Origin of the sequence: Acrocarpospora pleiomorpha (genome assembly GCF_009687885.1) — a bacterium.
Lineage (GTDB): Bacteria > Actinomycetota > Actinomycetes > Streptosporangiales > Streptosporangiaceae > Acrocarpospora > Acrocarpospora pleiomorpha.
Window position 1 is genome coordinate 163,674 of record NZ_BLAF01000048.1, and the last position, 14,698, is coordinate 178,371.

Genomic DNA, 14,698 nt, shown 5'->3' on the forward strand with positions numbered 1-14,698 from the left:
CGATGGAGACGATTCTGCAGTTCGGGGGCCACCAGCTGCCCGCCGTGCTCCCCGGGGAGCCGCGTCACGTGCCGGGAGGGCTGATCGTCCCCGCCGGGGACGTCCGCATCCTGCACCCCTTCGGTGCGGTGGACTTCTACCGGCACGGGTGGAACTCCTACAGTCCCACCGCGTGGTGGCCGCTCGGCGGGCCGCCGCTGCGCATCCCCGGGCCCGAGCGCATGCTGACCGCCGACGACATCGACAACGACAGTCCGTACCGGCATGCGGGCAGCGCCGTCGGCGCGCTGGACGCGGGCGGCGGGAACGTGCTGCTGCTCGGCGGGCTCGGTCTTGACGTGCCCCGGGTGGAAGCCGACGACCGGCTGCTCGCCGGGCACTGGGAGCACCCGGACGCGGACTGGTTCCTCGGGTACGGCCCGGAAGAGGAGGTCTTCGCCCGCTACGCGGACCTGCTTGGCGAGCGGCTCGGCCGCCGTACCACCCGGGCGGGCAATGTCTGGTGCAGCTGGTACTCCTTCTTTGAGGACATCACCGAGCCGCTCGTCCACAAGGTGCTGGACGACCTGCGCGGCTATCCGTTCGACGTGGTCCAGCTGGACGACGGCTGGCAGGCCGCGGTCGGCGACTGGGATCCAGGGCCTGACTTCCCCTCTGGCATGGCGGACATGGCGGCGCGGATCCGTGACCACGGCTTCGTGCCCGGGTTGTGGCTGGCGCCGTTCATCGCGCCGGCGCATTCGGAGATCTTCCGGACCCGGCCGCACCTGTTCCTGCGCGACGCGGCAGGTGACCCGAAACCGGCCGGGTTCAACTGGGGAGCCTCCTACTTCGCGCTGGACACCACCCTGCCGGAGGCGCGCGATCACCTGGCGGCGACGTTCGCGCGGGTGCGCGACTGGGGTTACCGGTATCTCAAGCTGGACTTCGCGTACGCGGGGGCGCTGTCGGGGGCGCGCCATCGCGACGTGCCGCGCGAGCAGGCCTACCGGGACGCCGTCCGGCTGATCCGCGAGGCCGCCGGGGAGGACACCTACCTGCTCGGCAGCGGGGCGCCGATCATCCCGTCCATCGGCGTGCTCGACGGGGTACGGGCCAGCCCGGACGTGGCGCCGTACTGGGACAACAGCGAACGTTCCGACGACTATTCGGGCGCGGGCGCGCGCAACGCGGTGATCGCGTCGCTGCACCGGCTGTGGCTGCGCCCGCTGCTGGAGGTGGACCCGGATCCGGTGTTCTTCCGTACCCGGTACAACCTGCTGGACGACACGTGCAAGCAGCTGCTCGCCGACCTCGCCGTCATCTGCGGGTTCCGCGCGGTGTCCGACCCGATCGCGTGGCTGGACGAGCCCGAGCGGCGGGCCCTGGTGGCCTTTCTTACCGGCAGCCCGGAGACCCGGCGGCTGGACCGGCATCGCTTCCTGGTCGACGGGCGTGAGGTCGACTTCGGGCCGTACGTGAATCCGACCGGCCGGATCTCGGACCGGCTCCTGGTGAAGTGAACCTTTCCAAACGGTAGGCTCCTGCTTTCAGGAGGTTTCGGATGGCAAAGTTGGCCTTCGTCGGGGCGGGTAACGTCGAGCTCACCCGCAAGATCCTCTCCGACCTGATGTCCAGTCCCGAGCTGGCCGGCACGCTGCGCGTGGCCCTGCACGACATCGACCCCGCCCGCCTCGCCACCGCCGAGACGCTGGCCCGCCGCTTGGACGCCGAGACCGCCGCCGGCGCCGTCATCGAGGCCGGCACCGACCGCGAGGCGGTGCTGGCCGGGGCCGACTTCGTGATCTGCCAGATCGACGTGGGCGGCTACGACGCGGCCCTGTCCGACTTCGAGATCCCCTGCCGTTACGGCGTGCGCCAGACCGTCGGCGACACGCTCGGCCTCGGCGGCATCTTCCGCGGGCTGCGCGCCATCCCCGTCCTGCTCGGGCTGGCCCGCGACATGGTCCGGCTGTGCCCGCAAGCCTGGCTGCTCAACTACACCGACCCGATGGCCACCCTGTGCGCGGCCGTGGTCGCGGGCACTCCGCTGCGCCGGGTGGCCGGGCTCTGCCACTCGGTCCGGGACACCCACGCCCTGCTCGCCGACCTGATCGGCCGCGAGCTCGGCGACATCGACTTCCTGACCGCCGGGCTGAACCACCAGGCGTTCGTGCTCCGCTTCGAGAGCGGCGGCCAGTCGCTGTACGGGGACCTGGACCTGGTCATGGCCGACGACCCGGAACTGCGGAGCCACGCCCGGGCCGAGATCTACCGGCGGTTCGGCTACTTCCCCACCGAGTCGAGCGAGCACGCCGCCGAATACGTGCCCTGGTTCCTGCCGCACGAGAAGGAGGTGCTCCGGCTCGACCTGCCGCTCAACGAGAGCTTGCGCCGCCGCGCCAGGAAACTCGACGCGTACGAGCGGCTGCGCGGCGCGCTGGCCGCCGGCGAGCCGGTGCTGGCCCGGTGGAAACACTTCGAGATGGCCTCCGAGGTGATCCACTCGATGCTTACCGGCCTGCCGCGCGAGGTCCAGCTCACCCTCCCCAACGACGGCCTGATCGACAACCTGCCGCCGAGCGCCTGCGTGGAGGTGCCGGCCCGGGTGGACGGCGGGGGTATCAGCCCGCTGCCGGTCGGGTCGCTGCCCGTCCAGCTCGCCGCGCTCAACCGGACGTTCCTGAATGTGGTAGAGCTGACCATGACAGCGGCCCTCGAGGAACGACGATCGGCGGTGTACCAGGCAGCCATGCTCGACCCCAACACCTCGGCCACCCTTCCCCTGGCGGCCATCGAGGCGGTGTGCGACGAGCTCGTCCAGGCGCACGCGGCGTTCCTGCCCGCCGGCATCACGCGCGGGGAGACGGGCTGATGAAGGAGGCCCCCCCGGCTGTCGATATCGCGGCCTCGGTTCGGCGCGACCGCATCGTGGCGCTGGTGCTGGAGCACGAGTTCGTCCGGGTCACCGACCTGGCCGAGATCTTCGGAGTGTCAGGCGTGACCATCCGGGGTGACCTCGAACTGCTCGACCGCCAGGGCGCGCTCCGGCGGGTTCGCGGCGGTGCGATGCAGGTCAAGTCCGCGCCCCCGGCCGAGCCGTCGTACGAGGTGGCGCTGGGCGACTCGGCCATCGAGAAGATCCAGCTGGCCCGGCACGCCGCCGCCCTGGTGTCCGACGGCGAGAGCATCATCATCGACACCGGCACCACCACCACCTTTCTCGCCCGCGCGCTCGTAGCCCGCGGCGACCTGTCCGACATCGTGGTCTTCACCAACAGCCTGCGCGTCGCGGTGGAACTGGAGCCCGCGATCCCGCGCTTCTCCGTGCTGGTCACCGGCGGCACCCTGCGCCCGGTGACCCACTCGCTGGTGGACCCGCTGGGCGCTCCCATGCTGGAGCGCATCCACGCCGACACGGTGTTCCTCGGCTGTCACGGCGTGCACCTGGAATCCGGCGTCACCGGCGTGAACCTGCTCGAAGCCGAACTCAAACGCCGCATGATCAACGCCTCGCAACGCCAGATCGTCCTCGCCGACTCCGCGAAACTGGGCCGGATCGGCCTCGCCCCGATCTGCGACCTCCCCGAGGTGAGCCTCCTCATCACGGGTGCCGACGCACCCCCCGACTTCGTGACCGCCGCCCGCGAACATGGCACCGCCGTCGACCTGGTGTCCTGAGGGTCCCCGGAACGCGGTCAGGGCGCTCCGGGGAGGTTCTCAGTAGACGTACGGCCAGTTCGTCCCTGGCTAGGCCGGCTGGATGGACCACTGCTGGCAGTTGTTGTTGAGCCACGACCACAGCCGCACGTTCGTGCCGTCGGCCGTCCCGCAGTCGGCCACGTCGGCGACCTTGCCGGTGGCCTGGTTGACCAGGCGCACCCAGCCGCTGGCCGTGGTGACCAGGCGGAACCGCTGGCAGGTGTTGTTCAGCCAGGTCCACTGCTGGATGTTGGTGCCGTCGGCGGAGCCGCAGTTGGCCACGTCGAGCACCTTGCCGCTGGCCACGTTGACCAGCCTGCTGGTGTCGTCGGCCTGGTCCTCGATCCGCCAGCGCTGGTTGTTGCCGGCGTTGCAGGCCCACTGCTGCACGTTCGCGCCGTCCGCTCCGGACGATCCGCTCACCTCCAGGCACTTGCCGCTGTTGCGGTTGACCAGCCGGTACGCGCTGGGCGTGCTCGCCGTCTCCCCGCCCGGCGCGGCCAGCGAGACCCCGGTCCCGACCGGGCTGCCGAAGTTGGGGCTGCCGTCGGAGTTCCAGGTGAACTTCTGCGCCCTGGTCGTACGGCCGTTGTCGCAGCCGCCGGCCGACGAGCTGTTCGCGTGGTAGACGATCCAGTTCTCGCTGCCGTTGGGGGAGGTGAAGAAGCCGTTGTGGCCCGGGCCGTACACGCTGCCGGCCTGCTGGAACACCGGGGTCGACTTCTTGACCCAGGAGGAGGCGCTGAGCGGGTCTCCGCCGTTGTAGGTGAGCTGTCCGAGCTTGTAGTTGGGCCCCCAGCAGGCGCTGGCCGAGTAGACGATGAACGTCTGGCTGCCGCGCTGCAGCGCGGCCGGGCCTTCGTTGACCGTGCCGCCCTGGGTCTCCCAGCTGAATGTCGGGCTGGAGATCCGGGTGAACGCGCCGCTCACCGTGTACGGATTGCTCATCGGCGCGATCACCAGACTCTGCGCGCTACCGCCGATGAACCCGCTGCCCAGCAGGTACAGCGACCCGTTGAGCCGCATCAGGCCGGCGTCGATGAGCCAGCCGCCGGGGGTCAGGTTGGAGCCGGTGAGCATGTTCCGGTAGGCGTACGGACCGAGCGGGTCGGAGCCCGCGCTCTCCAGCACATGGGTGCGCTGGCTGTCGCAGCAGGCCGAGCCGACGGCTCCGGCCGAGTAGTACAGGTACCACCGGTTGTTGACCATGTGGATCTCCGGCGCCCACATGTTGGTGCCCCGGGAGGCCGTCGTGTCCTGCCAGACCTGCACGCTCGGCGCGGTGGCGAGCCCGCCGAGCGTGGGCGACCTGCGCATCACCAGGGTGTTCGTGAACGAGGTGGTGATCAGGTAGTAGCTGCCGTTGTAGAACGTCAGCCAGGGGTCGGCGCCCTTCTGGGACTTGATCGGGTTCGTGTACGAGGTCGCCGCCGCGGCCGGCAGCCAGGGGACCAGGCACAACAGCAGCGCTGTCAGGATCGCCACGGTTCTTCGGGTCATGAACCCTCCTCGATGTTGGCGCTAACATTGCGAGCCGGATCTCAGGTCGATATTTCAGCGGGATTTGCAGGCATCTTTGACAGCTCGCGAGCACGCTGTCAACGCCGCCTTGCGATATCCAGCAGAATGACCGCGCCAATTCGTTGGATATGTCAACAAAAACTGAAACTTTCAGCGAATATCCCAATGTGATCGTTAACATCAGCAGTGCGTGGGGGCGGGTCGGGCGAGCCTGCCCCCACGCGATGTGCTCAGCTGAGTGCGCAGCTCACCTGGGGTAGCGCGTTGGTGGTGTTGTTCCAGGAGGCGATGAAGCCGAAGGTGGTGGACGCGCTGGCCGGCAGGCTGCCGTTGTAGCTTGCGTTGCGCGCGGAGACGGCGGCTCCGTTCTGGGTGAGCGTGGTGTTCCAGGATTGGCTGATCTGCTGGCCGTTGGCGAAGGTGAAGGAGGCCGTCCACGCGGAGGAGGCGGTCGGGGAGTTGTTGGTCACCTTGACCTCGGCCTGGAACGCGCCGCCCCACTGGGAGATCACCTGGTAGGTGGCGGTGCACCGGGGGTCAGCGGGCGAAGGGGACGGCGACGGGCTGCGCGTGGGCGTCGGGCTGACCGTCGGCGTCGGGATCACCCCGCTGAGCACCTGCGCGACCGACGGATACCAGCGGTCGGCCATCTTCTGGAAGCCGGCGTCATTGGGATGCACCCCATCGCCCGTGTCCGTGACCGTGTTGAAACCCGTCCACAGGTCCGCGACGGCGATGGGCGACTGCGCGGTCGTGAGGCCGGCCGCCCAGCCGGGGATCGCGTTGTTGAGCGCCACCACGCTCGCCGCGCAGGTAGAACAACCGGACGGGTTCATCGGGATGATCTGTGCCACGATGATCTTCATGTTCGGGTTGCTCGCCCGCATCTGGCCGACCAGCTTCGTGTACGCGGCGAGTACGGCACTGGTGGGGATGAAGCCACCCCACATGTCGTTGGTGCCCAGATGCATGAGGACGACATCGGGCCTGGCCGCGGCCAGCCACGGCGGCAGCTGGTTCTGGTCGGCGATGCCGGTGGCGGAGAAGCCGCCGTGCCCCTCGTGGTCCCCGTCATAGGCGAACCCGTAGTTGCAGCCGCCGTCGGGGTCGCTGCCGACGAAGTCGATGTTCGTGTATCCGGATGTCTGCAGACGGTGCCACAGGAGGGCGCGCCAGCACCCCGGTCCGGCCGTGATGGAGTCGCCGAGCGGCATGATCCGGACGGGCGCCATCGCCGATCGCGCGGGCAGGGCGACGCCGATGGTGACCGCCACGAGGAGCGCGGCGAGGAAGGCGTACAGGGGGGATCTGCGAAGCATGGGGTGACTCCTCAAAGGGACCGCCGGGCCCGCCAGTTGACGGGCCCGGCCGAGTCGGTGCTAGGAGAGTGGGTTCCGGGTGAGCAGGTGGGCCTTGAAGCCTTCGCCGTACGAGCTGGTGGGGGTGCCGTTGTAGTCGGTGATGAGCACGTTGCCCTGGCCGCAGCCCCACGGGTTCCAGGTCCAGGCGGTGTATCCGACGCCGTGCGTGTCGGCCCACGCCATCACCTGGTCGATGTAGTTGTGGGCGCAGGAGTCCTGGCCGATCTCACCGGCGTGCACCGGCACCTGCGCGGCGACGGCGCCGACCTGGCTGTCCCAGCAGGAGGTGGTGGAGCAGGCGTTGAAGTTGTAGGTGTGCCAGGCGGCCATCAGGTTGCCGGTCGGGTCGGTCGGCTTGTAGGTCAGCCACTGGCTCAGGTCGTTGGACCAGGTCAGGCCGCCGAGCATGATCACGTTGGTGGCGCCGGTGGCGCGCACCGTGTTGACCAGTGACTGCATGCCGGCCACCTGGTAGCCGATGCCGGTGCAGGTGCCGCCGTCGCGCCAGCAGGTCCAGCCGGCGGTCGCGTTCCAGTTCGCGGCCGCGTCCGGGAAGGGCTCGTTGAACAGGTCGAAGACGACCGCGGTGTTGGCCTTGAAGGCGTTGGCCACGCCGGTCCAGAACATCGGCGCGTACTGCGCGTCGGGCATCGGCTTCTGGCAGGTCGCCGCGGTGTCCGAGCAGCCGGCGCCAGGACCGGTGTACAGACCGTAGTTCCAGTGCATCTCCACGATCGGCGTGATGCCGTTGGCGACCAGCAGGTTCACATAGTCCTTGACGTTCTGCTGGTACGCGGCGCCGCTGGGCGTGCCGTTGGTGCCGTTCCAGCACTCCTCGTTCAGCGGGATCCGTACGGCGTGGATGTTCCAGGCCTTCATCGCGTCGACCGAGGCCTGGTCCACCGGGCCGCTGTCCCACATGCCCTTGCCCTGCACGCAGGCGAACTCGCCGCTGGCCCGGTTCACGCCCAGCAGCCGGTAGGTGGCGCCGGTGGAGGTGACCAGCCGGTTCCCGGAGACGTGCAGAGCGGGTGCCGCGCCCCCGGTGCCACCGTCGTTGTCGGACTCGGTGGCGTTGACGGTGCCCGTGGTCAGGCCGGGGGAGGCGATGTTGATCGGCCGGCTGCCGTTGACGCTGTCGGCGTCCTCCGCGGCGGCGAGCGTCACGGTCTGCGGGATGTTCCAGTTGGCGCTGGTGAATGTCAGGGTGCCCCCGCTGATCACGGTGATGTCGCTGTCGCCGCTGCCCGCGGTGTTGGTGACCGTCACGCTGGAGGTCGGCTGGCAGGCCAGCCGGATCGTGTAGCTTGCCGTCGATCCCTCCGGAACGCTCACGCCGATGGGCGTGATTATCAGAGCCTGCGCGCAGGACATGTCGTTCTCGGCTTCGGTGGCGTTCACCGTTACGGATGTCAGGCCGCTGGATGCCACGGTGATGGGCCTGGTCCCGTTGGTGGTGTCGGCGTCCTCCGCGGCCGACAAGGTCACCGTCTGCGGGATGTTCCAGTTGGCGCTGGTGAAGGTCAGGGTGGCGCCGCCGGTCACGGTGATGTTGTTGTCACCGGCCCCAGCGGTGTTGGTGACCGTCACGTTGCCGGACGGCTGGGACTGCAGGCGGACCGTGTAGCCGGCGGTCCCGCCCTCGGGCACGCTCACGCTGGTGGCGGAGACCACCAGGGTCTGCTGCGTTCCTCCAGAACCGGTGCCGGTGCACGAGACGGCCGGATTCGTGTTGGCGCCGGTGTAGGTGCCGTTGAAGCCGACGCTCCAGGTCGCTCCGGTGCCCTTGCCGGCGTTGTAGGAGGCCGGGTTGATGGTGATGATCGCACCCGCCGGGGTGGGCGTCGCGGGCGTGGGCACGCCGTCCCACATCTGGGTGATCACCTGGTTGTTGGGGAAGTCGAAGCTCAGCGTCCAGCTGGTCAGCGGGTCGCCGGTGTTGGTCACCGTGACCGTGGCGCCGAAGGCGCTGCCGTTGTCCCAGCTCTTGGCGTAGGTGGCCGAGCACGACACGGCGGCGTCTGCAGCGGTCTGAACCATGGCGAGCCCGATCGTGCCGAGGAGCACGGCGGCTGCGGCCGCAAAGGCTCTACGCCACAACTTGCGGTGAATTCGCATAGATGTTCTCCGTGACGAAGTCGATGGGTACACCGCCTTCTTGAAGCGGCCAAGCAGCACCCGACCCGACCTTCCTCCGGCATTGGGAGCGCTCCCAACGCTCTCCGACCCCGTGTTGCTTCACAAGGGCGTCCCAGGGTGAAGGATCAAGACACCTCCACTGACCTTGGACAAGGTCCAGAACACCACTGAAACCTTCATCTGGTCCCGCTGAGCTGCGAAAAGTCACTTCCGAAAGCTTTCGGAACCTCTACCTGGCCATTGATGTCATGTCAGGAAATATCCACGCCATCGAGCCCGAAAATATCGGCGATCTTGTGAAATTTCCGGAAGGGTTCCTCGGAGGCGGTGTGGGCGGGCCGTCATCCGTACCGCGCGGCGGATGGCTGCCCTGAGGAAACTGGCCTGCGGACCTCGGAAGCGGATCGTTCACGATTGGCGCCAGTTCACCTTTAAGAAGGCTAGCTAGTTGGTGGTTTTTACTGGTAAATGCGGGCCGAGGTAGCCAATGTAGATCTTCCCGGTTCCTCGGGCGTCGTCGTAGAAATGCAGCCTTGGCGCGCTCATACCGGCCCCGCCGCCGATTCTGATATGGGCGCCCATGTAGATTCGCCCAGTGGGCTCGACCTCGGCCGGTACCGGCAGTATCCGCAGGCGCCGCATCTTCTGGTTATTCTGCACGGATTCGGATTCGTCCGTCTTCACTTTCCCGGCGGATATCGCGGAGGCCCCCGAGGGGGGCTCGGTACACCAGCGGCGAAAGTCGCCGTTGAATCTGTGCCCCACTACAGCCTCGGCATAATCCTGCAGGGCGAGCGCGACCAGCCAGGTTGTCTGCGCCCAAGTTGAGGACTGGGCCTTCTCCTCCAGTCTCCACACGGGATCGTCGTCACCGGTGAACTCGACTCGATCAAGTTCCTTGAGCCGGGTCAAAACCTCGGGAAGTTGGGTCGGCAGGAGAGTGGGGGTATCGGTCGGCACGTACGCATCCGCAGCGCGGCCCGCCGATGCGAGCCTCTGCCGGAGAACTCGGACCCAATCGACCAGTTCCGCGATCTTCTGGTTCGCAGTCTCGAGTTCGGCGGCCGTACCTATCATATCGTCCTGAAGATCGGCTGTGTTCTCGCGAAGTTTGCGCTCTTCGTATCCGGCGAGTTCCAGCAGTTCGCGTAGTTCTCCGTTCTCCCCGCGAATTGCAACATTCTCTTGAATGAGTATTGAGAAGTCGTACGATGGAATGGCTGGGCTCTCTGCCGCTGTGCTCCTGGCAGCTCGAGAGGCAAAGGTACCGCGGGTCAGGCGACTAAGAGGCTCGGGCAGCCGACCATCGGCTGAAAGTTGCCTTGGAATGGCGGTGAGCAGTTGCGCCGATCTCCTCACGTCCGCCTCAATCCGGGCTCCGGACAGGACGCGGTGCCGGACGGCGTCTTCGTCGATAGCCAGATCAAGGTCGGGAAGATAGGTCCGCACACCGCCGCTTCTCACCTCGAAAGCGAAGCCGACGGCGCGATTGAAGTCTTCAATGGCCAGCGGATCCATGACGTAGAGGCTCGCCAAACCCGGCAGGAATCTGGTGACGTTATCGATCGTCTTCTTCCAGGTATCGAATAAAATGCGCGGATGGGGCGAGGCTACGACCACCGGAAGCCGTCGGCGCTCGTCTGTGAGGATTTCCAGGAGCTCCTCGACTCGGTCCGGCCGGATGATGGTAGGGGTCGGCCTGAGTTCCGCCCAGTGGTCGCGGGCATCGACCATGGCCAGCAGCTTTCGAGCGAGATTGGGGAGAGCGGCCGGGGAGGGCGGCCCGATCTCGCCATCATCTCCCTTTCGCACATGCTCGACGTCTAGCCAGAACCATGTACGTTCCTCTTGGGAAGCGATCTTGCCGGGCGCGTGAACCACGAGTGAGCTCAACCAGTAGCCGTTGTCCTTGTGCTCACGCAGCTGCCAATTGCTTGTCTGGGTGCCGTCGCCGTCCGTCCTCGAGTCGCGGAGGAGTACGATCCCATCGCCAAGCTGGGCGTGGCCCGCGTCGTACGCAGCGATATCGATCTTCTGGCGGACGCTCTTGGTGATCAGCCACGATCGGAGTTCTTGCCGGGCTGCGGCAAATGCGTCGGCGGGACTCAGCGCCGTATGAAACACCGTCCGATAGCGGCCATTACCCACCGTTCCTCCACGATTCAGTTTGTTCTTCCGGTTTGGCTCTATAGAGCATTTGCATCGACTTTGTACAGCTTACCGACTATTCGCTTGACGGAACGACCAATTCCTCGACGCCATCTGCGCCCAAAGTCTACAAAGCCGGACAAACCACTTCCGGGCTCATGTCCGAAAAGTGATTTCTGGACTATCAGCGAACATGTTTGATCCCAGGTGACTCCATGGTTTGAGGATCACGCTGGCCTTGAACAGATGACCGGCCTTGCAAGGACTGCACCGTAGCTTCCGCAGGATGCGCCAACTCTTCAGCTACAGAGGTTGAAGGGTTGAGGTACTTCGGCGTGGTTGCGAGGGATCACCGACTCCCGCTCTCTGCTGGACCACAATGTCGCATCAGAGCAGAGAGGGCTCCCCAGGTGCCGCTGTGCCAGCATGCCAACCTGGTCATATGGCGCGAAGGTGGTCGTTCCGACCTGCTGAGCCCAAGGTGGCTCTGGCCAGGTGGCTTGCATCGGATGCCCTGGCGCAGACAGGTGCGTAGACTGTTTCGTATGACAAGGTCGGGGTAGTCTGTATGACGTGAAGGGCTGTCGATGAGCAAGCCGTATCCGATCATCGAGCTGCCATTGGACTGGGATGAGGCTAATCTCGGCCACGCTCAACGGCATGGGGTCACTCGGGAGGAGATCGAGCAGGTCGTTCGTAATGAGCCCGATGTCTACCAGTCACGCAAAAACGGGGAACCGATCCCTGATCACTATCTGTTGGTCGGTGTGACCGACGCCGGGAGGCGGGTCACTGTGGTGGTGCTCTATCCGGTGACGAAGATACGCGATTGGGGTGAGTATGAAATGGAGATCGCCAGACCGATCACTGCTTACGACACACCCAAAGGGAAATGATGATCATGAATAAGGACGAGCCGACCGCACAGGATGTCGCCGAGATGGGCGAGGCTGAGCGTGGCCAGTGGTTTTACGACAATCGTGAGCAGGTGGCGACGGACGCCACCCGAACTGCTCTTGATCGTGTCGTCTCGGTGCGGGTCAGCCCGGATGACCTTGGCGTGCTGGTCGCAGCGGCCGAGGCGGTAGGCATGAAGCTGAGCGCATGGCTCCGAAAGGTCGGACTGGAGGCCGCGGCGACGGCACCTTCAAGCCCGCCTGCGGCTGTGCTCTCGGGAAGTGAGACCAGGCAACTTCAAGATTCGGTTCATAACATCGTGGCGCTGCTGGAGCGTAGCGGCATCAGACTCGATGACCCGCCAAGTGAAAGCGCTCAATCATTGGTTCTCAGATCGTCGCATCGCGGACGGAAGAAGAAGACCAAAGCGGAGAAGTAGCCCATAGCGGAGGCCTCATCATGCGGGCCTCTGGCGCTACGAATGGTGGTGTACTCAACCACATCAACGCGACTAATCGGGCGCGTGGTGGATGCTTGCACTATCAGTGGCCTGGCCAGTTTCAGGGCAGGTTATTCCGTGCGAAACATGTCCGCTGCGGTCGGCAAGGCGCGGAATGCCGCGGACCCGCCGCCTACGTTGCTGTGGAGACTTGCGCTGGCTCCGCAGGTGACCTGGAGCTCAACCTGGTCGACACTATGTCGCGATCGTTGCAACATGCTGGGGTCGATGTCAGAGTAGCTTCCAATCCCGTCAGCTTCCACTGTGTGGCATCGCAGATCGTTTGATGCGTCGGTCCGGTATGCGTGCTGCGACTGCATGACAATCTCTTCCACCTGCGACACAAGATTCGACTAAACGGTCACTAGATTCACTTCGGTCGCTTGTCGAGTGATTATCTAGCTGCTGATTCGTCCTCCGACGCGTTTCACGCTGTCCTGCTGTGCAGGAAAGCCGTATCCGAACGGCCTAGGGGAGGCGCGCTCACCGCACCTGCCGGGCCATCTGATTCAGCCGGCTGGATCGTCGAGCGGTGGTGCCAGGATCGCCGTGGTCGGCGATGCGGCGAGTACGGCACGGGTGGAGGCATCCGGATTGGTCGAGTCTATGTACTGTCCCGGAGTACGCGACCGACTGTGATTTTAGTGTGGCCTGCCCGGCGTTGTGAAAGTTTCAATATACGACTTGATGGTGTTTTGAAAGTTTCAAATGACTAATGCGCTGTGAGTTCGCGCGCTGTCTCATGTTGCGCGCTCGGCTGTGATTTTAGTAACGATTTGCCTGTCTTATGAAAGTTTCAAAAGGCTTAATCGCTCGCAAGTTATGTTTATATCTGTCAACTATATTGGTTCAGGAGGCGGTGTGACATCTGTTTTTGGACGAGTGGTGACCGCGTCGGCGGTTGCTGCGGTGTGTGCGGCGGCTACGTTTGTCGTGGTCGTCACGACGCCTGCGGGGGCCGCGGATGATCCGCAATGGTCAATGGGTGGGCAGAACATCAGCAACACGCGGTCCAACCCGACGGAGGGCATTCTCAGTCCTTCGACGGTGGGTGGGCTGGAGCTCAACTGGATGTACACCACGCGGGGCGACGTTTCGGCGACGCCCGCTGTGGTGGACGGGGCCGTCTACTTTCCGGACTGGGGTGGGTTCTTCCACAAGGTGGACGCGAATACGGGTCAGGTGATCTGGTCCCGTTCCGTCGCGTCGTATGTGGGGGCGACTGGCACTGTGGTCGCTCGTACCAGCCCGGTCGTGGTCGGTAATACCGTTTATATCGGCACCCAGTCCGGAGCCCGGCTGCTGGCGATCGACACCGCCAACGGCAACCTGCGGTGGAACGTGGCGACTGATCCGCATCCGCGGGCCGTACTGACCGGTGGGGCTGTCTACTACAACGGCGTTCTGTACCAGGGCGTCTCCTCCGACGAGTTCTCCCTGGCTTCGGACGCCGCCTACGACTGTTGTACGTTCCGCGGCAGCCTGGTGGCGATTGACGCGGCCACGGGGGCGCAGCGGTGGAAGTCGTACACCCTGCCGAACCAGGGCGCGGGCGGGGATATCTTCAGCGGCGCGTCCGTGTGGGGCACGACGCCGAGTATCGACCCGGCCAGTAACACGATCTTCATTGGTACCGGGCAGAACTACTCGATCCCGGAGAGCGCGCGGCAGTGCCAGGACAACGGTGGCACGCCGCAGCAGTGTCTGCCGTCGTGGAACGCCAAGGACGCCATCATCGCGATGGACCTCACCACGGGTGCGATCAAGTGGAACACCGGGCCGCCCCGCTTCGACGAATGGAACTTCGCCTGCCTGCCGGGGTTCCCGCCGAACAACTGCCCCGATCCCGGTCCGGACCATGACACGGGCGACGGCACGCACCTTTACAACCTCCCCGGCCCGAACGGGACGACCCGCCGTGCGGTGGGCGCGGGCCAGAAGAGCGGCGAGTTCTGGATGCTCGACGCGGCCACCGGGGCGATCATCTGGAGCGCCTCGGTCGGCCCAGGCTCGACGCAGGGCGGTATCCAGTGGGGCACCGCCACCGACGGCCAGCGCGTGTTCTTCACATCGAGCAACGCCGGGAACGTCTCGTACCAGCTCCCTAACGGACAGACGATCAACTACAGCTCGTTCGGCGCACTGGACGCAGCCACCGGGCAACTCCTCTGGCAGGTCCCCGAGCCGCGCGGCGGCCGATCGATCGGCCCGGTCACCTACGCCAACGGCGTCGTGTACGTCGGTTCGATGAACAACTACATGTACGCACTGAACGCCAGCAACGGCCAGGTCTTATGGCAGTTCCAGGGCACCGGCTCGTCGAACGCCGGCCCAGCGATCGTCGGAGGCAAACTGTACTGGGGCAACGGCTACTCCCGCGGCGGCACCGCAAGCACAAGGTTCTACTCCTTCAGACTCCCAGCCAACCCAACCCCAACCCCCACACCAACAC

General features: G+C 65.8%; 10 protein-coding genes. 6 read left to right on the top strand and 4 right to left on the bottom strand.

Annotated features, from left to right (window positions below):
* The first annotated feature begins 2 nt into the window (after positions 1 to 2).
* The 3 genes from Aple_RS35145 to Aple_RS35155 are packed head-to-tail and all read left to right on the top strand — an operon-like array spanning position 3 to position 3,660.
* Positions 3 to 1,502 (top strand): glycoside hydrolase family 36 protein, encoded by a 1,500-nt coding sequence (locus tag Aple_RS35145; protein WP_155349054.1) that lies wholly within the window; start codon positions 3 to 5, stop codon positions 1,500 to 1,502.
* A gap of 41 nt (positions 1,503 to 1,543) precedes the next feature.
* Entirely contained in the window at positions 1,544 to 2,854 is a 1,311-nt protein-coding gene (locus tag Aple_RS35150; protein ID WP_155349055.1) for a family 4 glycosyl hydrolase, read from the top strand.
* Positions 2,854 to 3,660: a DeoR/GlpR family DNA-binding transcription regulator gene (locus Aple_RS35155; RefSeq protein WP_155349056.1), complete on the top strand. Its 807-nt coding sequence runs from the start codon at positions 2,854 to 2,856 to the stop codon at positions 3,658 to 3,660. Before Aple_RS35150 ends, Aple_RS35155 begins: the two co-directional genes overlap by 1 nt.
* A gap of 69 nt (positions 3,661 to 3,729) precedes the next feature.
* On the opposite strand, the gene Aple_RS35160 is transcribed toward Aple_RS35155, so the two are convergent.
* From Aple_RS35160 to Aple_RS35175, 4 genes are all read right to left on the bottom strand, one after another.
* Positions 3,730 to 5,181: a family 43 glycosylhydrolase gene (locus Aple_RS35160; RefSeq protein WP_155349057.1), complete on the bottom strand. Its 1,452-nt coding sequence runs from the start codon at positions 5,179 to 5,181 to the stop codon at positions 3,730 to 3,732.
* 251 nt (positions 5,182 to 5,432) lie between these two features.
* Positions 5,433 to 6,521 (bottom strand): cellulose binding domain-containing protein, encoded by a 1,089-nt coding sequence (locus Aple_RS35165; RefSeq protein ID WP_155349058.1) that lies wholly within the window; start codon positions 6,519 to 6,521, stop codon positions 5,433 to 5,435.
* A 60-nt stretch (positions 6,522 to 6,581) separates the two neighbouring features.
* Positions 6,582 to 8,681 (bottom strand): cellulase family glycosylhydrolase, encoded by a 2,100-nt coding sequence (locus tag Aple_RS35170; RefSeq protein WP_155349059.1) that lies wholly within the window; start codon positions 8,679 to 8,681, stop codon positions 6,582 to 6,584.
* Positions 8,682 to 9,146: 465 nt separating this feature from the next.
* Positions 9,147 to 10,850 carry a hypothetical protein gene (locus tag Aple_RS35175; RefSeq protein WP_155349060.1) on the bottom strand — a complete coding sequence of 568 codons (1,704 nt, stop codon included), beginning with the start codon at positions 10,848 to 10,850 and terminating at the stop codon, positions 9,147 to 9,149.
* A gap of 587 nt (positions 10,851 to 11,437) precedes the next feature.
* On the opposite strand from Aple_RS35175, the gene Aple_RS35180 reads away from it, so the two are divergent.
* The 3 genes from Aple_RS35180 to Aple_RS35190 form a co-directional block, all read left to right on the top strand.
* Positions 11,438 to 11,746, top strand: a complete 309-nt coding sequence (locus Aple_RS35180) for a BrnT family toxin (protein WP_155349061.1) — start codon at positions 11,438 to 11,440, stop codon at positions 11,744 to 11,746.
* A 5-nt stretch (positions 11,747 to 11,751) separates the two neighbouring features.
* Entirely contained in the window at positions 11,752 to 12,186 is a 435-nt protein-coding gene (locus Aple_RS35185; RefSeq protein ID WP_155349062.1) for a plasmid mobilization protein, read from the top strand.
* A gap of 1,041 nt (positions 12,187 to 13,227) precedes the next feature.
* Positions 13,228 to 14,698: outer membrane protein assembly factor BamB family protein (locus tag Aple_RS35190; RefSeq protein WP_170321808.1), on the top strand; the 1,471-nt coding region annotated here is incomplete at its 3' end.